Source organism: Desertivirga arenae (genome assembly GCF_017355785.1).
Taxonomy (GTDB): domain Bacteria; phylum Bacteroidota; class Bacteroidia; order Sphingobacteriales; family Sphingobacteriaceae; genus Desertivirga; species Desertivirga arenae.
On the sequence record NZ_JAFEWE010000014.1, the window covers coordinates 21,405 to 47,875 of the forward strand.

Here is a 26,471-nt window from a genome sequence, read left to right on the forward strand (position 1 = left end):
GTTGACGCATTATTTCCCAATCCTCCAATAGAACAACCCCAACATAGCTTTCTCGATCACTCCATTCACTTTCGCTGCGCAAATACCAGGGCCTGTTTGTGTAGGCTTTCCATTACTATTAAAATCAGTCGTGGTGATTAAATAGTATAGCAAATCATCTACTTGATTGTATCCGTTTTCTCGGAATTCAAAATTCAACGAAGATGAAGAACAACCCTCTGAGCTCCTGGGTGCATAGGAATAAATATCCATTTTCCTCCTATTGTCCAAAAGGTGGTATTGCCCTGTTGATGTTAGTTTTATAATTTCAATCAGCAAAAAAAAGCGCGATAGGTTTAACACGCCAGCACATACATAAGTGTCAGAATGCTAAACTTATCAGCTAATTCAAATTTTCTACTGGTGTTTCGCTTACCTCATTCCACCAGAGACTGCCAGTTTTTCGCCAGTGATCCAGGAAGCGTTGTCACTTGCAAGAAAGGCGACTGCAGGTGCAATTTCACTTGGTTTTCCAAACCTTCCCATTGGTATAGCGGCAATCATTCCTTTTTCAATGTCGGTGCCCTCTAGTCCCAGGGCCCGGGAACCTTCAGTATCTGTTGGTCCGGGTGCAATTGTGTTAACGCGAATATTCCGGCCTACCAGTTCTCTTGATAAAGATACAGTCAGCGCGTTCAAAGCAGCCTTTGATGAAGCATAAACGCTAGCATATGGACCTGGATTTTGTCCTCCCACAGAACTAATATTGACTATACTACCCCCGGTTCCCGGAAAATATTTCAGTGCCTCCCGTATAGTAAGTAAAGGACCTAATACATTGACGCCGTACTGCTGCATAAAATTCTCTGGAGAAACAGTCTCTATTGGTCCAAACGTTGCAATACCCGCATTATTAACTAACACGTCAACCTTTCCATATAAATCTTTTACTTGCCTAAATAGGTTTACAATGTCTTCGCTTTTAGATACATCCGCTTTAATTGAAGTGGCTTGACCGGCGGCATTCTGAATTTCTTTAACTACACATTCTGCATCAGCACTAGCCAAATTATAGTTAACAACGGTTTTAGCACCACATAAAGCAAGTTCTTTAGCAATAGCAGCGCCTATCCCTTTTGAACCGCCCGTGACGATGGCAACTTTTTCATTTAAATCAATTTTCATATCAATTATTTTAAAGGCAAATGTATATTCGCGTACTTTACGATGTATATGAGTTTCCTTTTGGAAAGTGGTTTCCTTTGGTATACTAACTAAACAGACGTTGAATGAAAAAGAAATTGTTTGTTGATCAAAAGCCGCTGCAGTGTCCAAGTCAGCTTAAAGCTATTCATGATACAATGGATATCTTGAGTGGAAAATGGAAGATTACAATTATTGCTTGCTTAAATTTTGGGACGAAACGTTTCATGGACCTCCAACGAGAAGTAGAAGGTATCGGTTCTAAAATGTTATCTAAAGAACTGCAGGAGTTAGAAGTGAATGGCCTTATTAGCCGCACTGTGTTAAACACTAAGCCGGTAACTGTAGAATATGCCGTAACTGAATATGGACAAACTCTAAGGCCAATACTTTGGGAGATGGCTAATTGGGGACAAAACCACAGGAGTAAAGTGAAATCGGCATTTAAAGTTCCGGTTTAACCTCTTTTATTATAGTTCATGCTGCTGAACCCTGGTCTACCAAAAGTATTGTTGATGGTAATTTGGTTACCTGTCAGAATCTGGCATCGGCAAAATTGGTAAGCAGAAAAATGATAGTGTTATTGGAAGCCAAATTAGAACATTCAGAACCGATTATTCAAGCCGCATTTCTTCCGGGACATAAGTGTACGATGGCTTTTCTGCTCCGATCGTTTGGATTGGTACTAGCTGGGGATAATAGCAGCTTCAATTTTTTAGCCATTATGATAACCCTCCGTCTAAATGGTGCTTAAAATCTCTAAACCCAAGGCCATGATGTGCTGATACTACCTGCTCAATAGAATACTTATTGAACACGTCCTATAAATCTTAAGTCTAAAAATACTTGGTAACGAATATAGCTAACATGGTTTTCGGTATTAGTGAGGGAGTTTGTCTTTAATCAACCCATAGAGATACGTGCCGACAAGTGCACCGATTACAACGATGATCATTGCAAGGTAGCCATAACCAATATTAACAAACATAGGACCGGGACAGGCTCCCGTTAAAGCCCAGCCGAGTCCGAATATCATGCCTCCGAAAAGATACCGCTGCCATCTTTTATCCTTATCCTGAAAAGTAATTAGATTGCCCTTACTATCTTTCAAGCGAAATTTTTTAATAAGTGCTACGGCTGTCACGCCGAGTATAACTGCCGTTCCAATGATTCCATACATATGGAACGCTTGAAAGCGGAACATCTCCTGAATTCGGTACCATGAAATTGCTTCAGACTTAGCCATGATCACGCCAAAGACCAATCCGGTTAGAATATATTTTAATCCTTTCATCTTCTTCACTTAAAATAATAATGGCAATAGTAAATGAGTCATTACCATTCCCCCTATAAAAAATCCGATCACAGCTATCAAAGAAGGAAGCTGCATATTGGAAAGGCCACTGATGGCATGCCCTGAGGTACATCCTCCTGCATACCGAGCTCCAAATCCCACCAGGGCACCTCCAATAAGTAGTACCAGTATTCCTTTCGGCGATGTCATCACTTCTGCTCCGAAAAGCTGCGATGGATTCAGTTCGCCGTCGAAAACTATTCCCAATCTTTTCAAATCTTCGATCGTGGCTGCAGACAGTCGAAGTGGCTCATTGTTTTGGAATAAGGTCGAGGCAACTACACCCCCTAGCACTGATCCAAAAAGGAAGAGCAAGTTCCATTTTTCGGTCTTCCAATCGAAGTTGAATAATTCTAGTCTTTTTCCCGCTCCGGCTATGGTACACATGGTGCTCAGGTTTGCCGATACACCGAATGATTTGCCAAAAAACAGGAGTAATACCATGATGAAAGCAATTGCTGCGCCCGATATATACCAGGGCCATGGCTGTCGAAGTAACTCAAGCATAAGTTGCTGTTATAAGTTGATTGTTGAGAATTTTAAGTTAAACTATTGCACTGGAACAAACATAGGGGCTATTTTCAAATATTCCTGATTCTTTCAGCGCATTATACTCGCCTTTATAACTATGAGCTTATCATAACCCGGAGTATTGTTACCTCAGCTCCCTCATCCAAAAATCGCGTTAGCATACCCTAGTTTACAAAAAATGTATATTTTAGGGGGCGCACTATGAAAAATCTGTTGTCTGACCCTCTTTTTCTGGCTCTCTTCAATTCTCCGGTACCTCGTATTATCATCCAGGCAGATGCTCCCCTGTTTACTATTGTTATTAGCAACGATGCTCATAAAATCGTTACAAATCTGGTAGGGCGGGAAATTGACGGTAAGTCTGTATGGGAGATCTTTGATCCAACTGAGGCTGGAGGAGATGGTGGAAACTTGCTACGTGATGCCTTGACAGAAGCGCAGACAACAAATAAAACGGTATTGATGCCTCCTTTCCGGTACGACATGTCTTCCCGGTACGATGAGGGGATGGAAGAAAAATGGTGGCAGTTGGAAATTATGCCTGTGGGCGGGAACAGCCCTCAACCCGAGTTCCTACTGGCTACAACACTCGATATCACGGAACAGGTGTTAAAGCAAAGGGCTATTGAAAACCGGGGCGAGAACCTGGTGAAGCTAAACACTGAATTGGAGGAAACGGTCTCAGACCGTAACAAAGAGCTTCAGGCCAGCGAATTGAAGTTCAGGAATCTCGTGGAGCAGTCGCCCATCGCAATAACCTTACTTACGGGCTCTGATTTTATTATAGACCTGGTTAACAAAGAAATGCTAAGCATCTGGGGGAACCCGGAAGACGTGATAGGACGACCGATTATAGAGGTGCTACCAGGACTGGAAGGAACGAGTCACCTTGCCGCTTTTGATCATGTATATAAGAGTGGCCTCCCCTATTACGGTAAGGAGATTGAAATCTTGCTTCGCCGGAATGGTGTCCTTGAAAATGGCTACTTCAATATCATTAATTATCCGGTAAAAGGTCCTGAGGGAGCTGTCGAAGGTATTATTGTGTCGGCTATTGAGGTAACAGAACTTGTACTTGCCCGCCGCCGTGTGGAAGAAAGCGAAAGGTTGTTGCATTCGCTGATCATGGCTGCCCATTATCCTTTAATGGTTTTGCAGGGTAATGAGTGGATTATTCAAATTGCCAACAAACCCTTAGCTGAATTATGGGGAATGTCCCTTGAAAATATTATAGGCCTGCCCCTGCTACAGGTTCTGCCAGAACTTAAAGATCAGCCTTTTCCAGCATTATTAAAAAATGTGTTTGACACAGGGCTTAGCTATGGTCAGGAGGAAGAGGTTTTTTATCTGGAAACACCTGAAGGAAGACTAACAAAGTATGTTAGTTTTTATTATGATGCTTTGTTTGACGAACAAGGTAAAGTGGCAGGGATAATAGTGTCTGCTAATGACATTACTGCTCAGGTAAGTTCCAGAAAAGAACTAGAGAAGGCTTATGAGCAAGCGAATTTATCAAAGCAGGCTGCTCAGCTTGGAACTTTTGATATGGACCTTCTCGCTGGCACTATGGAATGGGACGCCAGGTGTAGGGAGCTTTTTGGTATATCACATAATAATGAGGTTAATTATAATGTCGACTTCGTTAAGGGATTACACGAGGAGGATAGGGACAGGGTTCAGACATTAATTGATGATCTGTTTACCCGGCAGAAACCCGATGGTGATTACGATGTTGAATACCGCACTGTAGGTGCCGAAGACGGTAAGGTAAGATGGGTGCGTGCAAAAGGCAAAGTATTTTTTGATGATACCAATACCGCTGTTCGTTTTATAGGCTCTGTATTGGATATTACCAGTCAGAAACTTGACGAGCAACGAAAGAATGATTTTATAGGGATGGTGAGTCACGAGCTGAAGACTCCCCTAACAACACTCAAAGCGAATATTCAGTTACTCTCGAGGAAGGCAAGAACAAAGTCAGATCCTTTTTATATCTGGGCATTGGATAAGTCGGAAAAACAGGTGGATAAGATGAAGAATATGATCTACGGCTTTTTAAACCTTTCACGACTTGAATCAGGCAAACTATTCCTGGATCTTAAAGAAGTGGATCTCAACAGGCTGATCCTCGATGAGATCAACAGCTTATTATCCATTCAGGAAAGAGAAAGGATAAGGTTCCGTAACTGGGATGACATAAAGGTTAAGGCAGACCCCGATAAGATTTCTCATGTTCTTTCAAATCTGATCAGCAATGCCATTAAATACTCTCCCAAAGGAGGTAGCATTGAAGTTGAAAGTCGCACGGAAGGCGATGAGGCAATTGTGAGTGTGAAAGACGAAGGTATCGGTATTGAGAAAAAAGACCTGGACAAACTTTTCGACCGGTACTACCGGGTAAAGATGAACAGTACGGAATACATCTCTGGCTTCGGCATCGGCCTCTATCTTTCTTCCGAGATCGTTAGCAGGCACAATGGCAGAATATGGGTCGAAAGTGAGGTCGACAAAGGGTCCACTTTCTTTTTCAGCTTGCCTCTCAATTAAATAATTTCATACAGACGCCTTTAACTTTACCTCCCTTGGCCTAAATTTATTAATCTCTTCCTGATTGTGAACTTTTAATTAATTATTATATTAGCGCTGCTAAATTAGTAAATAGCCCTATTACATACATCTAACGCGCCTGTCATGATTTTTTTCAACCATCTTCCTTACCGCGCAGCCTTGTTCGTTGCTTTTTCTATTTGTCTGCTTAGTTCTTATGTTTTCCCTCAGGCTAAAATAGACAGTAGTACCATGCAAACCTTGAGGATCGACCCGCAAACAGCCCGGGGTGCTAAAGTTTCTCAAATTTTTGATGATGTCCGTTTCATCCCTCTCGAAACTACAAAGGAGAGCCTGTTTGGAACTGTTTATACACTTCAGATAGTAAAGAATCAGTTCGTTATATTCGATTATGATACCAAAGCTGTTCTAATCTTTGCCAGGGATGGCAAGTTTAAAGGGAAGATAGACGCCAGCAAAATCCCTAAAGACGCGAATGATAAAACTAAGAATGAGTTCTATGGCTATAAGATCGTTGAAGAAAATAAGGATAGTGTGATCGCTATTTATTCGAATAAGTATTTATTCTATTTCGACCTTGCAGGTAAGCAAGTTAAAAAGGAATTGAGTAAAAACAGTAGGTATTTCGAGAACTATCCTCTGGCTGATAAGGAAACTTCAGTACGGCCCGGATTCGTAAAAAAGAATGGTAAAGATAGTACCTACTATGAATTTGCCATTTTAGGGAAAAAAGATACCCTCTGCTATTTCCCTTATTCCATCAAACGGTATGAAATGGATGAGTTTTGGGACCATTCCAAGATATATAATTATGGAGTAGAGAATGAGCTCTTCTTTATCAACATGCATGAGTATAACATCCATAGAATTACTCCTGGAAAGCTATCCCTGGCATACCGCATACTTTTTCCAGCAAACAATTCCCTCCCGAAGGATTGGTTGACAAATCCTGATTATATTAAGAAAAGAAGTGAGTACTTCCAGAATAATCAGAAGGTCTTCTATAGTCTGAACAATGTGTATCAAACCGGCGACTTTCTTTACTTCCAAATGCGAAGTTTTAGTTGGGATAGAGAAAACAAGAAGGCTCTTATTTATAACCTTAAAACAACTGAGCTGCTATCCATACAAGACCTGGAGCCCGATCCGCTTTCGCATTTCCTGCCTGTTACAGACGCATCGGCCTTCTATGATTTTGCCAACCATGGATTCTTGTTGTATAAGGATAACTATTTCTATACCAGTTATTCATCTCTTGCCATGTTTACCTTCAAAGAACAATTGGGCGATAAGAATAAAGAGTTCTCCCCTGCTTTGCAGGAGTATTTTAAAACCCAGAATAGAAGAAGTAATCCTGTTATCATCCAGCTAAAGCCTAAAAAACAATAATCACAATGCGCAATTTATTTTACCTGCTGTTACTGCTAATGGTCAGTGCCAGCACCCTCCCATCCTATGCTCAACAAGCAAATCCAAATAACATTGGATCAGTTAAAGGCTTACTTCAGGATACAGTGCATAAGTACAGTGTAAAGTCGGCAACTGTGTCGTTGTACATGGCTGATAGTACGCTTATAAATTACTCCCTTAGCAATACCTATGGCGAATTCGTTTTCAAAAACCTTCCCCTGAATAATAACTATTATATTGAGGTAAGCCACATTTCTTACAACCTTCTAAGGAAAAGTTTTAGTACCAGCACTTCGCAACCCGCCGTTGACCTTAAGACGCTCGTTTTAAAACCCAGGGAAGTTATGCTTAAAGACGTTGTAGTAGGTGTTCCGCCAGTACAGATGAATGGCGATACGCTCGAGTTTAATGCATCGGCCTTTAAGCTCGACAGTAATGCGGTGGTAGAAGATCTGCTCAGAAAGATTCCTAATATTACTCTTTGGGGTGACGGTTTGATCACTGTCAATGGCCGTGAGGTGAAGAGTTTGCTGGTGAACGGAAAGGAATTTTTTGGTGGGGACTTGAAAATGGCCACCCAGAACATTTCTAAAAACGCTCTTCAGAAGATCCAGGTGTACAACACGCAGAAGGATCAGAGTAATCCTTTAGATAGCAGCCTCACCATGAACCTGAAACTAAAGAAAGCGAAAGACCGGGGGCATTTTGGGAAGATCGGGGGCGGATATGGCACTAACGAGCGGTTTGAGGGTGATGGTAGCTTAAACTTCTTCTCCTCAAAGATGCAGCTGGGCTTTATTGGAGCTACTAATAATACGAATAAAATAGCAGGGGACATACGTGCGCTTACTGCTAATAGTACCTTCAAAGGTACGGGGATTAACGTAGAGTATCAGCCCGATTTTAGAGCTACCGGAATTAACCGGACTAATACAGGTGGGGGAACCTTTAGTTATAACTTTATTGAGAAACCTACCTACCAAAATAAAAGTGAGCTGACCGCTAATTATTTTATTCAGAATAGGGATCATGATGTAATCTCTAACAGCTTGTCGGCTACCACCACCAATGAAGGGAATAGTATCTTTACCAATACTAATAGTTCAAACAATACGCTTAACACCAATCAAACATTTGACTCGAGATTCAGCCGCTCAAAGCAGAATTCCCAGCTGAATATCTCACAGCGCTTTTCTAATAATAACGGCGAGGAACGTGACTTCTCAGACAGAACCACCCAGAACCAATCGAATGACGTTACGAGCACTAACCAAAGCGAGGGCTTGAATAATTTCGCTAATAGGAATTTGTCTCTTTAAGCAGACTATTACTATAATAATTACATGAGTTCGAAACGAAAGATCAGGAGTTTTAATGCCAGATACAACATGAATGTTTCAGATTCAGATAATGAGAGAACAAACACAACTGAATTTATATCTTACGTTAATCCTTCTGCCAGCAGCAATTTTAACCGGAGGTACAATAATAATGGTACAACATTTAATCAAACGCTGCATATTGAACTTCCAGACCTGAAGCGATTGTTATTTGGCGACCGCAAACTTGCGAATATAACTTTTGGTTTAAGTAATGAGGCTAACTTACTTAGCACTACTAATGATAATCGTGTTGCGGATTGGGATAATACAAGTAAAGGCTATAGCAGCATTAACACTTATCTTACGAATGATCTTCGTACCAATACTTTCAGTGAGGCTCCAGCTATCTCTTTACAGAAAAATTATTCTAAGCAGTTGAGCAATCGATTTTACCGGAACCTTTCTTTTCATGTAGCAGCCAAACATAAATTGATCTACCAGAACAACAGATCTGATAAGAGCTTCCAAAACATCAGCCGTAACTACAGTAACTTTATTCCGGAGGCTTCTATTCAATATTACAAAACTCAATTTGGTGAGTATGGTAATAACTTCACTATCCGATTCACTAATGACGTCAGGATACCTAATATTGACCAGCTTGCTCCACTTACAGATAGTGCTGACGTATACAGGTTGCAGCGCGGCAACTTGAACCTGAGGGAAGCAAAGGTGAAAGATCTGAACGTTTATTTCTACCACAATGACCTTCGTTCAAAGAATACGTTGAACTACAATATCAATGCTTCAGTGAATTTCGTTAACGATTCTTTTGCAGATAGCTCTTATGTTGATGAATCAAACAGGAGGATTGTGTATGTGACCAATATTGATGGATATCAATCTGCAAACCTGGGTGGAGATATCCGGAAATCGCTGAAATTGAAACAGAATGCACTACAGATACAACTTAGTAGCTTCGTGAATTACAGTAAGAACCCGGGATATGTCAATGAGGCCTTCAACTATTCCAATAACCTGAATTCTACCAGCAATATTTCCCTGAACTATACCTATAAGGGGAAGATAGCTTTTGAAACAAGGGAAACCTATAATTACTCTCAAAGCAAGCAGCGCGCATTACAGACTGATTATCGTGGTACTAATCTTACTTCTACTTTCAGCGGCAGCTATAACGTTACAAAAAAGTTTACCCTGAATAGTAATGTCAGTTTAAACAATAGCCGGAGCGTAAGCTTTGCAAGTGATAGAATTGTACGTAATCCTGCTGTAAACTATAATATCTGGAATGCCAGTGCTATTTATCGCTTCACGAAAGGAAACAATGCAGAGTTAAAGTTTACCGCCCTGGATCTGCTCAGGCAGAATAAGAGTATTATCAATAGTAGCAATGATCTCGGTTTCACCTTTGCAAGAAGGAATGTTCTTCAGCAATACTTTATGACCACATTCTCTTATTATCCGCGGCAATTCGGAAAGAATGGAGGTAAAAAGTAGGTCGCGGTCGGCCTCCTTTTTTGCTTCATGCTTTTCAAAAGACATTTTATCGGGCTAATTCCCTTACTTTTGCGATAATGGAAATTAAACAGATACAAGCTGCTTTCCGGAACATACTATTTTTTACGTTCCTGGGGCTTGCATTTGCTTACATTTCTAAATCGCACCAGATCGTTGAGAAGAAGGTTACCAATTACAAAAAAGGCTATTCCTCTTTTGAAGAACAATCAAAGCATCATGGAAAGTTCCTATTATGTGATGCACCCAGGCTTCATTTCAATCTGAAAGAGCAAAATGCCAAGAATTTATTTCAGGATGCTGTACTTGGTACCAAATTAATTTCCAATTTCACTCATTTTTACTTACCGGCTGCCCGGTATTTCAGAATAATTCATCTTTTCTTTTTAAAGCATCAGCTTTTACTATACCCTTTTCATTCCTTGTGGTAGATCTTAAACTTATATAAATAATCCCTTCTCCCCTGCTTTTAAGGGGAAATTTTAAGTTTTAATAGATCACACACATATTAGTATGAATTCAATTTTATTGAATGCGGCTATCGCATTCGGGATGCTATCTGTCATTATTATACCCTTATATATTGCCTCCAGATCAAGTCAGAGGAATAAAATCAATACTTTAAGTAAAGCTTTAACCAGTTTAGCTGAAAAAGAAAGCTTTGTTATTCTTCGCGAAAAATTTATAGGCGACAAAGCTTTTGGCTTTACTGAAAATCAACAGGTTATAATTGTCGTTGAGCAGGGACAGGAAGTTATTTCCTATATTCTGGATAACAAATTCATTGAATCTGTTCTTGTAACTGAAAAGAATGAAGGAGGCCGCCTGGTTGAGATTAAACTAATATATCAGGAGTCAGGACGTAGACGTGATATTTCACTTTACAGGGCACATAGAGAGGCTTCTTCCGATCTTAATGAACTCAGAAAAATATCTAATGAGATAAAGCAATTTTTAAATTAATAACATTGATGCGCCTTTTAAACGAGTATTGAAAGGCGCTCTTTAAAACGATTGCCTATGGTGCATTTACCTCAATTAATAGCCGACCTTGGACTCATTCTTGGTGCTGCCGCTATTACTACGCTAATTTTTAAACGAATTAAACAACCCCTTGTATTGGGGTACATTCTGGCAGGCTTTCTTGTGGGGCCGCATTTTTCTTTTATCCCAACAGTTTCTGAGGAAGAAAGTATCAGCATTTGGGCGGAGATTGGTGTAATATTTCTGCTCTTTAATCTTGGGCTCGAATTTAGTTTTAAGAAGCTTATTAAAGTGGGGGGAGCGGCATCTATCACAGCTGTAGTGGAGGTTGTCTTTATGCTGCTTTTTGGGTTTCTAAGTGGAAAGTTTTTGGGATGGAATACTATGGACAGTATTTTTCTGGGAGGTATCCTTTCTGTTTCGTCAACCACAATTATTATCCGGGCCTTTGATGAGTTAGGGGTAAAACATAAACAATTTGCCCGATTGGTGTTTGGAGTACTGATCGTAGAAGACCTGGTAGCTATTTTGCTTCTGGTATTGCTTACTACCCTTGCTGCAAGTCAAAACTTCGCAGGAATGGAGATGCTGGAGTCCATTCTGAAATTGGGATTTTTCCTGGTACTATGGTTCGTCTCCGGAATCTTTCTTATCCCAAGTCTGCTTAAGCGGGTTAGCCGGTTCATGACCGATGAAACGATGCTTATTCTTTCACTGGCTCTCTGTTTAGCAATGGTCATTCTTGCAACCAAAGCTGGTTTCTCTCCTGCTCTGGGTGCCTTTATTATGGGGTCTATACTAGCTGAGACTGTTTATGCAGAAAGGATTGAACATCTTACTCTTTCAGTGAAAGACCTGTTTGCAGCAGTTTTCTTTGTTTCGGTAGGAATGTTGATCAACCCGCAGGTGCTTGTAGATTATGCCCTACCAATTCTGGTGATCACTGTGGTTACTGTAGGTGGCAAATTTCTTAGTTCTGCCCTTGGAGCTTTACTGTCAGGGCAGCCCTTGAAAACATCGGTACAAACGGGGATGAGTTTAGCTCAGATCGGAGAATTTTCTTTTATAATTGCTACCCTTGGACTTAGTTTGAAAGTTACCAGCGATTTTCTCTACCCTATAGCCGTTGCTGTTTCTGCAATTACAACTTTCACCACACCTTATTTGATTAAAGCTTCGAATTCTTTTCACGGGGCATTGGAACGAAACATGCCTAAAAGCTGGATTAGGCTGATCAACAACTACAGTACGAGTACACAGGGGATCACCACAACGAGCGACTGGAAGATCTTACTTAAAGCATATGGCGTTAATTTCTTCATTCAATCGGTTATCTTGATTGGAATTGTAGTTCTTGTTTCCAGGTTTGTATTCCCTTTTGCTTTGAAGCATATCGAATCGGATTTATTAGCCAAAATAGTTGTATTTGCGCTATCCATGGTTCTTATGGCTCCGTTCTTATGGAGTTTGGCGGCCAAGCGCGTTGAAAAGAGAGCCTATTCTCACTTATGGTTAAACACGCAGTATTCACGAGGGCCTTTGGTTGCACTCGAACTTATTCGTTTAGCCCTGGCTATTACATTTGTTGCTATTTTGCTTACCAGTATTTTTGAGACTACCATTGCGGTGATCATTTTAACTATTGTAGTAGTTGCTGTTCTAAGTATTTTCTCATCCAGGTTAAACGGCTTTTACAGCAGGCTGGAAAATCGTTTTGTTTCGAATCTAAATGCCCGGGATAATCAGATGGCCGCTCCTATTATTCCATGGGAATCGCATCTTGCTACTATGCAGGTTTCTGCAAATTCTCCCTTTAGTGGCCATACACTTGTAGAGCTGGGTATCCGAGAGAAGTATGGAGTTAACATTGCGATGATAGAGCGTGGGAAAAAAATGATTGCTACTCCGGGAAAAGATGAACGCTTATTCCCCTATGATAAACTAACGGTAATTGGAACAGATGAGGAACTGGCGGCATTGAAGCATCTCTTGGAGACAGAGGAAAACGAGGATCCTCAATACGATTACAGGGACAATATTCAGCTGCATAAGCTACAACTATCATCGCGCTCCCCTTTATGTAATAAAAGTATTCGGGAATCATCAGTAAGGGAACAAACACAAGGATTACTGGTAGCCGTTGAACGCGAAGGTAAACGGATACTGAATCCGGATAGCTCTTTTATTTTGCATGAAAAGGATCTGATCTGGATAGTGGGTAACCGCGATAAGATTAATAGTTCGTTTTACTAAAGCTATTAGTATAAGGAGCTGGGTTAAACGTATTCCAGCTCCATTTCATCGAATAGCCTGTCACACCCATTATCAATACAGACCACAATCTTCTCCCCTTTCTGATAGGGAAAAGCAACTATTCCAGTTTGTCCGGTGGCAATAACTCTCACCTTTGATAATACTTTAAATAACATAACAGCTTTTGATTAAGGGTTAAACCATGACGCAAAGTTAGAAATCAATCTTGGTAATACTAAAAATATTAGCAATATTTGTACCGTTAAATTCTTACTTATGGTTCCGGATGATCTTTCTATTTTATTGATTGAGTACTTGAAACAATGGTTCAACAGGAATGAGAAAACACGCATTGTTGAACGGTACCGGGAGAAGAGCATTAGCTTTGATAAAGGCTACATTGTTATTGATGTAGAGTCGGTTAATGTGAACTATTGGAAGTATTTTCAAAAAGAAAACTTCGATAAGAATGCTGATCTGCTGGTTAAGAAACTTTGTGATGTTGTTAAAGACTGGATGGTGCTGTATAGCTTTCGGTCCTATCATTTCAAGGTGCGAATACGGAATGGCGACCGGGAGTTACAGAAACAGGGACTTTTACGGTTGTAGGTATAAAAAAAGCCTACCGTATGGGACAGCAGGCTAACCTAAACCTAAAAACTTCACGAAAAAACCTGTGAAGTGCTTGTTTCTCAAGAACAAGCATTCAAATATTGGAAATTTTATTTAAAAAAAGAATAACCTTTCATTAACATAAATATCATATGGATCTATTTTAAAGCCGTAATTTTAATCCTCCATTCACTACGAAACCATCCAGCGGAGCATAGATATCTTTGAAAATGGGATTGGATATACTTCCACTGTAAATATTATCAAAACGGGTTTGACGGGTATCTGTGAAATTTTCAAAGTTGATATATAGAGAGAAGCGCTCCCATAACTTTTCAGCCATAAAACCAAAGATCCAATAGGGCTTACCTGTAGTTCTATCACTCAACTTTTGTTTGCTGTAATAGTAGGCTTCAGCACCCAACTTCCATTTATCTTCCACTTCATACATTAATACATTATTTAAGCGATGTTTAGCTGTTAAAGGATTCTGACGTAAAATATTCCCAACATGAATCTGTGCATCGGTGAGACTGTATCCTAAAAACAACTTAAGATCCTGGTAACTGAGTTTTACATTAGTTTCCATGCCCCTGCTATCCATATGGCCTGGCAAGTTGTCGAACCTATACTGACTTGATCCATTGTTCTCCAAACTTAATGGGTTATTAAGGAAGGTATAAAAGAATAAATGATTGATGCTGAAGCTAAGTTGATCGTGGAAAAAGGCGGTGCGGTAGTTAATGTCCCAGTTGAGTCCATAACTTGTTTCAAGCTTATTGGTATTACTTGAAACCGGTAAAACATTCTGATATTGGACGCGCTCACTCTCCTCGGTGAAAATGGTTGGTGCTTTATAACCCAGGCCTCCTCCTATCCGAGAATTAAGTTGATCATTAATCTTGATCAGAGCTGAGGCCCTTGGCAGAACTGCAAACCCATAATCAACAATATAGTCAGTCCTTAAACCAGTTTCCACTTCAAGCCAATCTGCAGCATGAATATTATTCTGAATAAATCCACCAAAGGTAGTTTGTGAATAATTACGTAAAGGAACGCTTGTTTCCTGTTTTTCCTGGAATTGATCGGTCCAAAGGTTTAGTCCGCCTATCCATTCAGATCGTTCCCCGCTGTTCCTAATGTTTAACTCAGTGAATGTTCCATACTGGTTACCCTCAAAAGAATATGTCGGAATGGTGATCTTCCTATTAAAGTAACTGATGCTGTTACGTAAATTCAATTCGGTGTGCGCGGCGATTTTGTGGGTTAATGAGAACTGACTGGAAACACGTTCCGACTTATTCTTCTCAAAAAAGCTGTGACTTGGATTGTTATCTCCTTTGATGTAATGAAGGTCTCCCCCGGTCCTCTCTTCAAAACTCGAATTTATTCCAAAATTTAAAGTAGTTTTCCCGTTAAAGAAGAGAAATAGTTTCGGGTTGAAGGTATAACGGCTGAATTCAGGAATAGCCGTAAGATCTATATTACCTGGAGCATATGCACGGTTGCTGTTTCTTGCTGTAAAAAGAGTTAGCCCGGCTTTACCATATTTTTCTGAATAAAATCCATTCAAATCCAGTCCGCCAGCACTTGTACCATTTAAGTGGAAGTTAAGTTCCCTTTTTTCTTTGGGTGTTTTGCTAACCAGATTTACAAGTCCTGCTATTGCCCCTCCTCCATATAAAGTTGAAGCAGAGCCTTTTATTACTTCGACTTGTTTGAGGTCTAGTGGAGGGGTCTGTAATAATCCAAGTCCACTTGCTGCTCCTGAATATAAGGGAAATCCATCCTTAAGGATCTGGGTATATCTTCCGTCAAGACCCTGAATTCTAATAGAGGCATTTGCACTGGTAGCGGATGTTTGTTGCGTTTGTATCCCCGTACTTTCATTCAATATCATCCGGATGTCTCCGGGTTTCATATTTCCCTTCTCGTCCAGCTCCTCGCCTGCTATTACTTCAATCCTTGTAGGAATGTTGGCTATGGTGCGACTGCTACGGGTAGTAGAAACTACCACCTCATCCAGCTCCTCGCCTTCTGCTTCATTTAATAATACCACACGATTTTCAGCTTCAGGAAATGAGAGGCTATCATCTTTTGTAGTATAACCTATGTATTGATAGAGCACCTTGTAATTTCCATTGGGTATATTGCTGAATAAAGCTACCCCGTTACTATCGGTTAATGATACTTTATTGAGTGCTGGAATAGAAACCGTGGCTCCGGTAAGCGGCTCTGCTGATTTGGCGTTTTTAAGTGTTATTTTGATATTGTTTTGTGCAATAGCGGCTATAGCAAACACCATTGCAACAAAAAGCATATATAGTCTCTTCATTGAATTTTTTTTTAATTCCTGTTTATAGGTGTGTAAGGTTAGATAGATAATAAAAACTTAGGAATTATACTGCTTTTGGAGGTTGCCAAACCGAAGAAGCAAAGTGTACGGGTTGCATAGAGGAATACTCGCTGAACTTTTCCCCTTTGATAATAGAAACACTAAGTTCTATTAACACTGAAGGTAGTACAACGGAAAAAGGACATCGGGCACAGTGACAAAAGGGTGAGCAGGGTGCTTCATCAGAATGCTTCTCATTACTTTTGCCCATCTCTGTACTTGCTTTGCTTTCATTTTTATCCAGGTTATTACAGAGGTCGACCCCTGTGATAAGCATTAAAATGGTCATGAAAATTGCAAGTACTTTCATCGCTGCAAATATAGCAAGCTCATTAAAATTACCCAGATTGTTTTGACAAAGAATAAAGGATGTGCACCTCAGTAAAATTTGCAATTAATCTCTGCTCCTGCTGTTTAATCAATTCATAAATAGTTTAAACAAAGGGCGTCTTTTGGTTTTTCTATTTCTAGTATCTTCAATATCATCCAGCATCGAATTACAGCATGGACAAATCGAATCTAAAGAATCAGCAGAGCGGCGAGCCAAGGAATGAAAGCCGAAGGGGGTTTTTAAAGCAGTCGGCAGTATTAACGGGTGTGGCTTTAACACCAGCAGTAGCTTTGAAAGCAGCAGAGAACCAGTGGGACGAAAAGCTTGCAGAGGCACTTGAAAAGATCCCTCTCAAACTAGAGGTTAATGGTGTAAGCAAAAGTTTGATGGTTGAGCCAAGAGTAACTCTTCTGGATCTTTTAAGGGAACAATTGCACTTGACGGGAACTAAAAAGGGATGTGATTATGGCCAATGCGGGGCCTGTACAGTTCATGTTAACGGTAACCGGGTTCTATCCTGTCTGACCTTGGCGGTGATGCAGGACGGGCAAAAGATCACTACCATTGAAGGGCTGGCTGAAGGAGAAAAATTACATCCTATGCAGGATGCCTTTCTGAAGCATGATGGATTTCAATGCGGGTATTGTACTCCCGGCCAGATCATGTCCGCTATTGCATGTATACGGGAAGGTCACGCAGATTCAGCAGAAGAGATCAGAGAATATATGAGCGGTAATATCTGTCGCTGTGGCGCTTATCCTAATATAGTTGATGCAATAGTAGAAGTTAAGAACGGAGGTAAGAAGGTATGATCCAGTTTCAATACACCCGGGCTACAGAGGCAAGAATGGCCCTTGATGCTATCTCGAAAGATCAGTCCTCGATGTTCATTGCCGGTGGCACTAATCTTGTGGACTTGATGAAGCGGGGAATCGTTACACCGGAAAGAATTGTTGATATATCTCGCCTTCCTTTAAACAAGATATCATATGAGGGTAAGGTGCTAAAGATCGGGTCGCTGGCCCTTAATAGCACTGTAGCCGAAAATAAACTGGTGCAACACAAGCACCCCCTGCTGGCACAAGCTTTAAACGCAGGTGCATCTGCACAGATTAGGAATATGGCCACCGTTGGAGGTAATATCTTGCAACGTACGCGCTGTCATTATTTCTATGATACCTCTCTCCCCTGCAATAAAAGAGAACCGGGAACCGGATGTGGAGCTCTGGAAGGATTTAACCGGATGCATGCAATTTTCGGATTTAGCGACAAATGCATCGCTGTGCATCCTAGTGATATGAGTGTTGCATTGCTTGCTTTAGATGCAACGGTATTGGTGGAGGGATCTAAAGGACAGCGACGCATCCCTTTTGGAGACTTTCACCGTCTCCCTGGTGACAAACCTGAAATAGATACCAATCTACTGCCGGGTGAATTGATTTTAGGGGTAGAGGTGCCAGATAATGGCTTTGCTAAAAATTCGCATTATCTTAAAGTACGCGACCGTGCCTCTTATGCTTTTGCACTGGTTTCAGTTGCAGCCGCATTGCAAATAGAAAAGAAGGTGATCAAGGATGCCCGGATTGCATTGGGTGGAGTGGCTCACAAGCCCTGGCGGCTGGCAGAAGCTGAACGTTCATTAATTGGAAAACCAGTATCTGAGGCTAGTTTCCAACAAGCAGCTTTGCTTGCAATGCAGGGGGCTAAAGGGTTTAAACACAACGAGTTCAAATTGAAGCTGGCTCCTAATTCTATTGTACAGGCCTTGAAAGTTGCCTCAAGAATGGTTTAATAAATACACTTCCATGAACAGGTTTTTTGATAAAGTTATAGGAGATCCGATGAACCGTGTAGACGGTAAACTTAAGGTAACTGGTGCCGCGCGGTATTCTGCAGAATATCAGCTTCCTAATATAAGTTATGGTGTTATTGTATCCAGTACTATCGCTAAGGGTAGGATCCGTTCTGTTGATGCAAAGGCAGCACTACGCTCGCCAGGAGTAATTGCAGTGATCTCCCATGAAAATGCAATTAGGGTTCCGGGATGGGCAGATAATGAGCATCCAACAGAACCTCCAACAGGCGGCAGGCCGTTAAGAGCTTTCCATAACAACCGTGTCTATTCAAACGGTCAGCCAATTGCTATAGTTGTTGCCGATACCTACGAACGTGCAAGGCATGCAGCAATGCTTGTAAAAATAGAGTATGATACAGATAAGCATGAAACCAATTTTGAGGCGAATAAGGGTAAAGCTGTTGTTCCCGCAGTTGTAAAGAAGAATCCGAAATCGGGACTGGCAGATTATGAACGCGGACAAGCTGAGGGATATAAAACTGCTGCAGTTAAGTTGGAACTGGAGTATGTTCATCCAACAGAAGTGCACAACCCCATGGAATTACAAGCTATCACGGCACACTGGGAAGCAGATGATAAGCTGATTGTGTATGATAAAGTGCAGGGAACAAAACCTACGCAACAGGCATTCGCTAATGAGTGGAAAATACCGGTGCAAAATGTAAAGGTGATTTCAGAATTTGTTGGTGGAGCTTTTGGGAATGGCCTGCATAATTGGCCGCACGAAACAGCAGCTATTATAGCCGCTAAAATGGTAAAACGGCCAGTGAAATTAATGCTCACACGCGAGCAAATGTTTTTCATGGTGGGCTACAGGCCTTATACCTGGCAAAAAATAGGAATTGGTGCAGATAAGGATGGGAAACTTACAGGTATTTATCATGAAGCCATAGGTCAGACTTCTTCTTATGAGGAATTTACAGAATCTACCCTGCAGCAAACCAGGATGATGTATACTAGTCCGAATATCGGTACGAAATACCGTCTGCTGCCTTTGGATGTAAGTACGCCAATATGGATGCGGGGACCAGGAGAAGCAACAGGTGCCTTCGCTTTAGAATCTGCAATGGACGAGATTGCCTTTGCTTTAAATATTGACCCTGTTCAGTTTCGTTTAATGAACCATACGGATACTGACCCTGACAAGAACCTCCCCTGGTCTACCAAATATTTGAAGGAATGCATACAAGTTGGAGCGGAAAAGATAGGCTGGAGCAAGCGGTCTCTCAAGCCTGCGGGTGTTCGTTCGGGCGAGTGGCTGGTTGGCTATGGTATGGGGGTTGGTACGTTTGGTGCCCACCGTGGCGCTGCAGCTGTGCGCGCGAAACTGTTAGCTAATGGGACGGTAGTATTTCAAAGCGCGGTTACAGATATAGGCCCGGGAACTGGAACTGCAATGGTTCAAATTGCATCAGAGCATCTTGGAGTTAGTCCTGATAAGATAACTTTCCAGCTAGGTAATTCCGATTTCCCCCAGGCCCCAAACCAGGGAGGCTCGGCTACTGTAGCAACCGTTGGCTCCGCCGTAGTTGCCACCTGCAAGGCAATGAAGGAAAAGTTGCTCGGTATGGCCCCTGCCGCCGACAAACGCTTTGCCGGACTAAAGGTCGAGGATGTGACTTTCGACAAAGGATACCTTTCATTGTCGAGGTCCCCTTCAGTTAAAGTTGCCTTTACCGACTTGCTTAAGAAGCAAAACCTTTCTGAATTAGATGTACTACAAGACTCTAAACCAAACCAGGAAGCAAACAAGTATTCGAAGTATTCATTTTCTGTACATTTTGCCGAGGTCCATGTTCACCCAGCTACGGGACAGGTACGGGTAAAGAAAGTGGTAACTTGTGCCGATGCCGGAACAATAGTGAACAAAAAAACAGCAGCTAATCAAATGATCGGTGGTGTTACCGGCGGCATAGGGATGGCTCTCCAGGAAGAAGCAGTAATGGATCACCGCTTTGGCAGGTATGTAACTAAGGATTTTGGAGACTATCATGTCCCCGTTCATGCAGACGTGCCCCCTATTGAAGTCTATTTTGTAAACAAGCCGGATTACATCGTAGATCCTATGGGAACTAAGGGACTCGGTGAGATAGCTATAATCGGGGTTGCTCCTGCCATAACAAATGCTATTTTTAATGCAACAGGAAAGCGAATAAGGGAATTACCGGTAACACCTGATAAGCTCATTTAAGGTCTTGTACCCTGTCTTATTGTCTTGCTCCATCTGCTTACGGTAAATGAAGATCTTTTAATTTTAAAGAACTCGAAATCCGTATTTATACTTTTTACGTATTTATACGTATAATTGCAGATTATCATTTCTTGAGTTTAAGTATGGGTAAGGATACGGAGGCGCTTGGATTTAAAATACTTGCTAACACAAAAGCTTTATTAGGATATTGGGATAAGAATATGGTTTGCCGTTTTGCAAACCAGGCTTATGAGGAATGGCTCGGGATAAAACCTGAGGATATCGTAAACAAGTCCACATTGAGAGAATTTCTCGGTCCTGTATTTGAGAAACACTTCCCAATGATACAAAAGGTGCTCTTAGGTGAACCACAGGCCTTTGAAAGGGACTTTAAACTTCCAAATGGTGGTGTTCGCCGTGCTGTTGTGAGTTACACTCCTGATGTGATTGGAGATTCAGTTGAAGGTTTTTACGTTCACGCTGCAGATATAGGAACACCACTCCCCCAGGGTAAGCTGCTGATGAAGTACAGAGACCACGCAATGGAGACCATCAAAACTCTGCAGTTAAATGTGCTTTTGAGATTTCCGGGATTGGAAAAGTTGGCTGAGAATGAGGGGATCTCGCAATCAAAATTGAAAAGGGATTTTAGAATTAAAACCGGTTCCAACCCTTTCGCCTATTATAGAAAACTACAAATGGAGTTTGCTCACTCCTACCTTCGCGAAAATAGATGCAGTCGTAAGCAGATGGCTGCTCTGCTAAATTTTGCTAATCCTTCTAATTTTTCAAGCTGTTATAATAATTACCTGAGGGAGAAAAGCCTTGAAGATAAGCAGGCTAAATTAGGTGAAGAACGGTACAGGATCTTCGTGGAGCAGGTTCCTTTTCCTCTCGCCATGCTTGACAAAGATCTCAGAATACTTGCTGTTTCTGATAAATGGGTATCCGCTGATCCTGATAAAAGGAATGATATTTTCGGAAGGAGGATACTGGACCTTTATCCGGGCATTCATCCTAAGTGGGAATATATTGCTTCCGCGGCATTGAAAGGCCGGCGTTTTTCGTCCAGTCATAACTACCTCAATAGTCGTACTGGTCCTCCCCGCTTTAAATGGGAACTCAAACCCTGGTATAATCAATTACAGGAAGTAGGAGGATTAATTGTATATATTGAGGAAATGAATCAGGCTTAATAGTTACTACCTAATAGTTAAGCTTCTGCAGCTATAAATCAGACCTAAGCAGGTAGGATTTATTCTTTTGGCTGTATTATTTTGCTCCCATTATACTAGATGAAAAAGGTACTTATTATTGAAGAAGATTTAAATATCAGTGAAATCTTTCATCTGGTGCTAAGTGATCACTTTTGTGTGAAAATTTTGCATAATACGAATAACGCTTATGGTGAAATAGAAAAGTTTCGGCCCGATCTTCTTCTACTAGATCACTGGCTTGGAAAAGCTAAGCTTGCAGCACTTATAAATAAGCTTAAAAACGATAATAGATTTAGGAAGATCCCTGTAATCATTTCATCCACCGATGATACTGTTACTCATGTAGCGGAGCAGTTGAGAGCCGATTCATGCTTGCCAAAACCCTTTGATCTGGATGATCTGCTTAACTTGGTGAGGAAACATTTAGAGCAAGGTTGAGACGAAACCAAAAAGGTGTTTTTAGGGTTTATATAATAATTACAATCTACAAATTTGAAGGAAGAGACAAATAAAAACGGCTTTTCACCAGGTGGCGAACAAGAGCTTGAACTGATGCGAAAAGCTCTCGATGCCAGCATTACCGGGGTAATAATAACCAATAACTTATTGGAAGATAATCCTATCATTTATTGTAACGCTGCTTTTGAGCGCATGACCGGATATGTGAGGAATGAGGTTATCGGGAGGAACTGCCGGTTTCTACAAAAGGAAGACCGAAGGCAGGAGGCTCGACAGAAAATCAAGGACGCTATTGAAAATGGAGAGGCCTGCATTGTTGAGATCAGGAATTATAAAAAGAATGGTAACTTCTTTTGGAATGAGCTTTACGTAACACCAATAAAGGATGCTAATGGTGTGGTTACCCATTTTATTGGTATACAAAATGATATCTCGCCAAGGAGGAAGGCTAAGGAGGATCTGGAACGGGTACAAAGGGATACCGACAGACTTGTTATGGAGAGGACGAGGGAATTAAGGGAGAGTGAAGAATACCTCTTAAGTATTTTACAAACAGTAAGGGAATGTTTGATTGTCCTTGATGCTGAAATGAAAGTACTTACCGTTAACGATCAATTCCTGAGAGTATTTAAAGTATCAAGGGCTGAAACTGAAGGTACCAAATTATATGACCTTGGTAATGGGCAGTGGGCAATAGAAAAGCTCCAGAATCTGCTTGAAAATGTTCTTCCTTCCAATAATCCTGTGCTGGATTTTGAAGTTGAACATGATTTTCCTCATATAGGAAAAAAGCTTATGCTTCTGAACGCCCACCGGGTTGAATTAGAGGGACAATACAAAGACCATATTTTACTTGCCATTGAGGATATTACAGACCGGCGTGAAATTGAGCGGCGAAAGGATGATTTTTTATCTATTGCCAGTCATGAACTGAAGACTCCTTTAACAACAGTTCGTGGGTTTATCCAGTTACTTCAGAAAACTCCTAACACCCAGCTTCCTGATCAATTTTCTTCTGCTTTGGAAAAAGCGAACACACATCTGGACAGGCTTGGCAATTTGATTAACGAGTTGCTGAACGTTTCAAAGATTCAGTCGGGAAATATTGAGATTTATCGCGATTACTTTGATATAAATGAAGCGATATCAGAAACCATAAACGCATTTAGGGAAGCTTCCAAAACACACAGGATAACACTTAAAGGGAGTATTCCTGAGCAATATTATGGCGACGAGTCACAAATTGTTCAAGTAGTTAAAAACCTTATTTCAAATGCGATAAAGTACTCTCCCGAAGCGAAAGAGGTGATTGTAACCATTTCTATGGTAAGTGAATTTGTAAAGATCTCTGTAACTGATTTCGGAGTGGGAATTCGGCCTGACGAGCAAAACCGCATCTTCCAGCGTTTCTACCGGGTAAGTGAAAATCAAAAATCGTTCCCGGGTATGGGAATGGGTCTTTATGTGTGCGAGCAGATCATAGAAAATCATGGTGGAACTATCTGGGTTGACAGTGAACCTGGAAAAGGTTCTACATTTAGTTTTACCCTCCCCTTACTAATTAATAATGACCGAAAATAAAACTATTCTGATCTGTGATGATGATGAGGGAATATTAGAATTAGTATCGATTATTCTTGAAGGCAGTGGATTCCAGACAGTCTGCGTGCAAAATAGCCTCGAAATATTTAAGAAGATATCTGAAAAGGATCCGGATTTAATCTTTTTGGATCTCTGGATGCCTCAGCTTTCAGGAGACCAGGTTTTGAAGACAATACGGGAAGATGAATCCTTCTCAGGACTTCCGGTAATTGTTATGTCTGCAAGCCGCGATGGAGCCGCTATTGCCCATCAGGCTGGTGCTAACGATTTTCTTGCAAAGCCCTTTGATATTGATGAATTAGTAGACAAGGCAAGAGCGCTGATGCGCTAGTGCTATTTGATATTTTAATAATGCCAAAATTTAAAGTCGACCTCAGCAACTGCGACCGTGAGCCGATTCATATTCCCGGTCAAGTTCAGGCATGGGGTTTTTTAGTGGTGATCAATGCTACTAATAACATTATCAATTATGTTAGTGCCAATATCCTGGAGTACCTGAATATCACTGCAGGATCAATACTTGGACAAAGCCTTTCCTTTCTAGAACAAAAGATTTCCACCAAGGAAAATCCCAATCCGCTCGTGGCTTTTGTTGAATCTGCGAAACGAAAGCAGGATACGGAATCTTACGAAATTTTTTACCAGGAAATCCAGTTCGATCTGCTTGTCCATTGCCAATCTGATTATGCTTACCTGGAATTTGAACTAAAGTTAGAAAAGTCAAGTCTTGATATTCATAATCAAATAGGTCGCCACGTTTCTACGATCCTTGCAACAAATAATCTTCCTGATATACTTAGTCGCGCAGCTTCTATTGTGAAACAACTGATCGGTTTTGATCGAGTGATGATCTATCAGTTTTTGGAGGATGCACATGGAAAAGTTGTAGCGGAAGCCAAAAATGAGGATCTTGACCCTTTTCTGGATCTACATTATCCGGCGTCTGATATACCCGCTCAGGCTCGTCTGTTGTATAAAGCAAATAAAATACGTTTGATAGCTGATGTGCATTCGACCACTTCGGCTATTTTAGCACTCACTGACACGCCTGTCGACCTTACTCATTCTGTTCTAAGGGCAGTTTCTCCAATGCATATCCAGTACCTGAAGAACATGGGGGTGGCTTCTAGCTTTAGTATTTCACTGATGTGTAAAGGGGAGCTTTGGGGTTTGATCGCCTGTCATAATTATACTCCGAAATTTATAAATCACAGTACTCGTGAGGGAGCCAGGCTTCTCGGACAGATAATATCTTCCTCGGTGGAATTTAAGGAGGAGGAGATTGTAAATGCTGATCAAAAAAGGCACAAAGCAATATTTGAAAAGATCGTTTCAGAATTGCGTCTTGGCGTAGATATCAAAGATGCTGTTTTAAATCCTTCTGTATCTTTTTTGCATATTGTTAAAGCAACCGGCGTGTATATGCAATATGAGGGCCGGATAATCAAAGACGGCGTTATACCTTCTGACGAACAAATGGATCATATTATCAATTGGTTAAATGAAACGCTAAGCGATACCTTGTTCCACACTAACAAGCTTGTTGATCACATGCCCGAGGCGAGTGAATTCGCCAATGTAGCCAGCGGGATTCTGGTGTGCACCATTTCGCGGGAATTGAAGGAATATATAATCTGGTTCAGGCCCGAGTATGCTGAAAGTATCACATGGGCGGGTAATCCGGATAAGCCCGTTGAAGTTGATGAGAGTGGTACCGCAAAAATTTCCCCTCGTAAATCTTTCGAAAGCTTCAAAACGATAGTTCAATTTACCACCGAACGCTGGAAGGTTTATGAACAAAATTTGGCAGAGCGTTTCAAAGAAGAATTGTTGTATATTATAAACAAAAAGGCAAGCGAAATAAGAGTTTTAAATGAGAAGCTGAAAGAAGCTTACGATGAGTTGGAAACCTTCAGCAGTACTATATCTCATGATTTAAAGACTCCACTGACTGTCATTAAAAGTTATGCTCAACTTCTGGAGCGGAACAAATCTTTAGATGATGACGGAAAGAATTTTGCAGCCAGGATTAGCGTTGGTATTGCTCGAATGAATACGCTTATTGCAGAAGTACTCGATTATTCTAAAGTTGGCCGTTCAGAAATCAGCTTTAACCCGATTGATATGGCTAATATGCTTCAAACCATAAAGACCGAAGTTGCTACTGCTTTTAATAACCCGAATATGGTCTTCAATCTTGGAAACACTCCAATTGTTCATGGAGATAAAATTATGATCTATCAGGTTTTCCTTAATTTAATAAGTAATGCCGTTAAATATTCAAGGCTTTCTAATCCTTCCATTGTTACAATCGAGGGTTCGGAAAACGAATATGAAGTGGTTTACAAGGTTCAGGATAATGGTATAGGAATCGATCCTAAGCACTACCATAAAGTATTTGAACTGTTTAAGAGGGTAAATGTGAAGGCAGATTTCGAAGGAACCGGGGTGGGTTTAGCGATTGTAAAGCGAATACTTGAAAAGCATAAGGCTAATATCTGGATCGACGGACGTCCTGGAGAAGGCTCTATTTTCTGGATCAAGTTCAGGAAATTACAGTAATTAAATGTCTATAAATAGAAAAACAGCGACACCGTGGGTTGGTGTGCTGTTTTAATCGCTCAACTAAATTTCTTTTTCATGTTTACAATTTCCAACCTGCTGGAGAC

At 41.0% G+C, this 26,471-nt stretch carries 24 protein-coding genes; 17 read left to right on the forward strand and 7 right to left on the reverse strand.

The window, feature by feature from the left end; translation table 11 throughout:
- Positions 1 to 9 precede the first annotated feature (9 nt).
- Positions 10 to 252 carry a hypothetical protein gene (locus J4N24_RS20400; protein ID WP_207535581.1) on the reverse strand — a complete coding sequence of 81 codons (243 nt, stop codon included), beginning with the start codon at positions 250 to 252 and terminating at the stop codon, positions 10 to 12.
- A gap of 159 nt (positions 253 to 411) precedes the next feature.
- Complete coding sequence (locus J4N24_RS20405) at positions 412 to 1,164, reverse strand: SDR family NAD(P)-dependent oxidoreductase (RefSeq protein WP_207535582.1); 753 nt, start codon at positions 1,162 to 1,164, stop codon at positions 412 to 414.
- Positions 1,165 to 1,268: 104 nt separating this feature from the next.
- On the opposite strand from J4N24_RS20405, the gene J4N24_RS20410 reads away from it, so the two are divergent.
- On the forward strand, positions 1,269 to 1,643 hold the full coding sequence (locus J4N24_RS20410) for a winged helix-turn-helix transcriptional regulator (RefSeq protein WP_207535583.1): 375 nt from the start codon (positions 1,269 to 1,271) through the stop codon (positions 1,641 to 1,643).
- 419 nt (positions 1,644 to 2,062) lie between these two features.
- On the opposite strand, the gene J4N24_RS20415 is transcribed toward J4N24_RS20410, so the two are convergent.
- Both J4N24_RS20415 and J4N24_RS20420 read right to left on the reverse strand, forming a co-directional pair.
- Positions 2,063 to 2,476 carry a DUF6691 family protein gene (locus J4N24_RS20415; RefSeq protein WP_207535584.1) on the reverse strand — a complete coding sequence of 138 codons (414 nt, stop codon included), beginning with the start codon at positions 2,474 to 2,476 and terminating at the stop codon, positions 2,063 to 2,065.
- A gap of 9 nt (positions 2,477 to 2,485) precedes the next feature.
- Entirely contained in the window at positions 2,486 to 3,043 is a 558-nt protein-coding gene (locus tag J4N24_RS20420; RefSeq protein ID WP_207535585.1) for a YeeE/YedE family protein, read from the reverse strand.
- A gap of 225 nt (positions 3,044 to 3,268) precedes the next feature.
- Between J4N24_RS20420 and J4N24_RS20425 the strand changes: the two genes are divergently transcribed.
- From J4N24_RS20425 to J4N24_RS20455, 7 genes are all read left to right on the forward strand, one after another.
- The gene (locus tag J4N24_RS20425; protein ID WP_207535586.1) at positions 3,269 to 5,614 is read left to right on the forward strand and encodes an ATP-binding protein; all 2,346 of its coding nucleotides are present in this window, start codon (positions 3,269 to 3,271) and stop codon (positions 5,612 to 5,614) included.
- A gap of 144 nt (positions 5,615 to 5,758) precedes the next feature.
- A complete protein-coding gene (locus tag J4N24_RS20430) occupies positions 5,759 to 7,024 on the forward strand; it encodes a DUF4934 domain-containing protein (RefSeq protein WP_207535587.1) in 1,266 nt (421 codons plus the stop codon).
- Between the two features lie 5 nt (positions 7,025 to 7,029).
- A complete protein-coding gene (locus tag J4N24_RS20435) occupies positions 7,030 to 8,364 on the forward strand; it encodes a TonB-dependent receptor (RefSeq protein ID WP_207535588.1) in 1,335 nt (444 codons plus the stop codon).
- Between the two features lie 24 nt (positions 8,365 to 8,388).
- On the forward strand, positions 8,389 to 9,885 hold the full coding sequence (locus J4N24_RS20440) for a porin family protein (RefSeq protein ID WP_207535589.1): 1,497 nt from the start codon (positions 8,389 to 8,391) through the stop codon (positions 9,883 to 9,885).
- 77 nt (positions 9,886 to 9,962) lie between these two features.
- Positions 9,963 to 10,334, forward strand: a complete 372-nt coding sequence (locus tag J4N24_RS20445) for a hypothetical protein (protein WP_207535590.1) — start codon at positions 9,963 to 9,965, stop codon at positions 10,332 to 10,334.
- An 82-nt stretch (positions 10,335 to 10,416) separates the two neighbouring features.
- On the forward strand, positions 10,417 to 10,866 hold the full coding sequence (locus J4N24_RS20450; RefSeq protein WP_207535591.1) for a hypothetical protein: 450 nt from the start codon (positions 10,417 to 10,419) through the stop codon (positions 10,864 to 10,866).
- A 57-nt stretch (positions 10,867 to 10,923) separates the two neighbouring features.
- Positions 10,924 to 13,140: a monovalent cation:proton antiporter family protein gene (locus J4N24_RS20455; RefSeq protein ID WP_207535592.1), complete on the forward strand. Its 2,217-nt coding sequence runs from the start codon at positions 10,924 to 10,926 to the stop codon at positions 13,138 to 13,140.
- A 23-nt stretch (positions 13,141 to 13,163) separates the two neighbouring features.
- Here J4N24_RS20455 and J4N24_RS20460 read toward each other — a convergent pair whose 3' ends face one another.
- A complete protein-coding gene (locus J4N24_RS20460; protein WP_207535593.1) occupies positions 13,164 to 13,316 on the reverse strand; it encodes a hypothetical protein in 153 nt (50 codons plus the stop codon).
- A 100-nt stretch (positions 13,317 to 13,416) separates the two neighbouring features.
- Between J4N24_RS20460 and J4N24_RS20465 the strand changes: the two genes are divergently transcribed.
- The gene (locus J4N24_RS20465; RefSeq protein WP_207535594.1) at positions 13,417 to 13,749 is read left to right on the forward strand and encodes a hypothetical protein; all 333 of its coding nucleotides are present in this window, start codon (positions 13,417 to 13,419) and stop codon (positions 13,747 to 13,749) included.
- A 166-nt stretch (positions 13,750 to 13,915) separates the two neighbouring features.
- Here the strand turns inward: J4N24_RS20465 and J4N24_RS20470 are convergent, their stop codons facing one another.
- Together J4N24_RS20470 and J4N24_RS20475 are read right to left on the reverse strand one after the other, a co-directional pair.
- Positions 13,916 to 16,087 carry a TonB-dependent receptor gene (locus tag J4N24_RS20470; RefSeq protein WP_207535595.1) on the reverse strand — a complete coding sequence of 724 codons (2,172 nt, stop codon included), beginning with the start codon at positions 16,085 to 16,087 and terminating at the stop codon, positions 13,916 to 13,918.
- Between the two features lie 64 nt (positions 16,088 to 16,151).
- Positions 16,152 to 16,457: a hypothetical protein gene (locus tag J4N24_RS20475; protein ID WP_207535596.1), complete on the reverse strand. Its 306-nt coding sequence runs from the start codon at positions 16,455 to 16,457 to the stop codon at positions 16,152 to 16,154.
- 194 nt (positions 16,458 to 16,651) lie between these two features.
- Between J4N24_RS20475 and J4N24_RS20480 the strand changes: the two genes are divergently transcribed.
- The 8 genes from J4N24_RS20480 to J4N24_RS20515 all read left to right on the forward strand — a co-directional run bounded on the left by J4N24_RS20480 (position 16,652) and on the right by J4N24_RS20515 (position 26,364).
- The gene (locus tag J4N24_RS20480) at positions 16,652 to 17,290 is read left to right on the forward strand and encodes a (2Fe-2S)-binding protein (RefSeq protein WP_207535597.1); all 639 of its coding nucleotides are present in this window, start codon (positions 16,652 to 16,654) and stop codon (positions 17,288 to 17,290) included.
- Positions 17,287 to 18,270 carry an FAD binding domain-containing protein gene (locus tag J4N24_RS20485; RefSeq protein WP_207535598.1) on the forward strand — a complete coding sequence of 328 codons (984 nt, stop codon included), beginning with the start codon at positions 17,287 to 17,289 and terminating at the stop codon, positions 18,268 to 18,270. Before J4N24_RS20480 ends, J4N24_RS20485 begins: the two co-directional genes overlap by 4 nt.
- 13 nt (positions 18,271 to 18,283) lie before the next feature.
- Positions 18,284 to 20,524 (forward strand): xanthine dehydrogenase family protein molybdopterin-binding subunit, encoded by a 2,241-nt coding sequence (locus J4N24_RS20490; protein WP_207535599.1) that lies wholly within the window; start codon positions 18,284 to 18,286, stop codon positions 20,522 to 20,524.
- 143 nt (positions 20,525 to 20,667) lie between these two features.
- Positions 20,668 to 21,720, forward strand: coding sequence for a PAS domain-containing protein (locus tag J4N24_RS20495; RefSeq protein ID WP_207535600.1), 1,053 nt, complete (start codon positions 20,668 to 20,670; stop codon positions 21,718 to 21,720).
- A gap of 99 nt (positions 21,721 to 21,819) precedes the next feature.
- A complete protein-coding gene (locus J4N24_RS20500) occupies positions 21,820 to 22,179 on the forward strand; it encodes a response regulator (RefSeq protein WP_207535601.1) in 360 nt (119 codons plus the stop codon).
- 54 nt (positions 22,180 to 22,233) lie between these two features.
- Positions 22,234 to 23,781, forward strand: coding sequence for a PAS domain-containing sensor histidine kinase (locus J4N24_RS20505; RefSeq protein WP_242691755.1), 1,548 nt, complete (start codon positions 22,234 to 22,236; stop codon positions 23,779 to 23,781).
- Complete coding sequence (locus tag J4N24_RS20510) at positions 23,768 to 24,133, forward strand: response regulator transcription factor (RefSeq protein ID WP_207535602.1); 366 nt, start codon at positions 23,768 to 23,770, stop codon at positions 24,131 to 24,133. The genes J4N24_RS20505 and J4N24_RS20510 overlap by 14 nt, the downstream gene beginning before the upstream one ends.
- A 20-nt stretch (positions 24,134 to 24,153) precedes the next feature.
- Entirely contained in the window at positions 24,154 to 26,364 is a 2,211-nt protein-coding gene (locus tag J4N24_RS20515) for an ATP-binding protein (RefSeq protein ID WP_207535603.1), read from the forward strand.
- Positions 26,365 to 26,471: the final 107 nt, after the last annotated feature.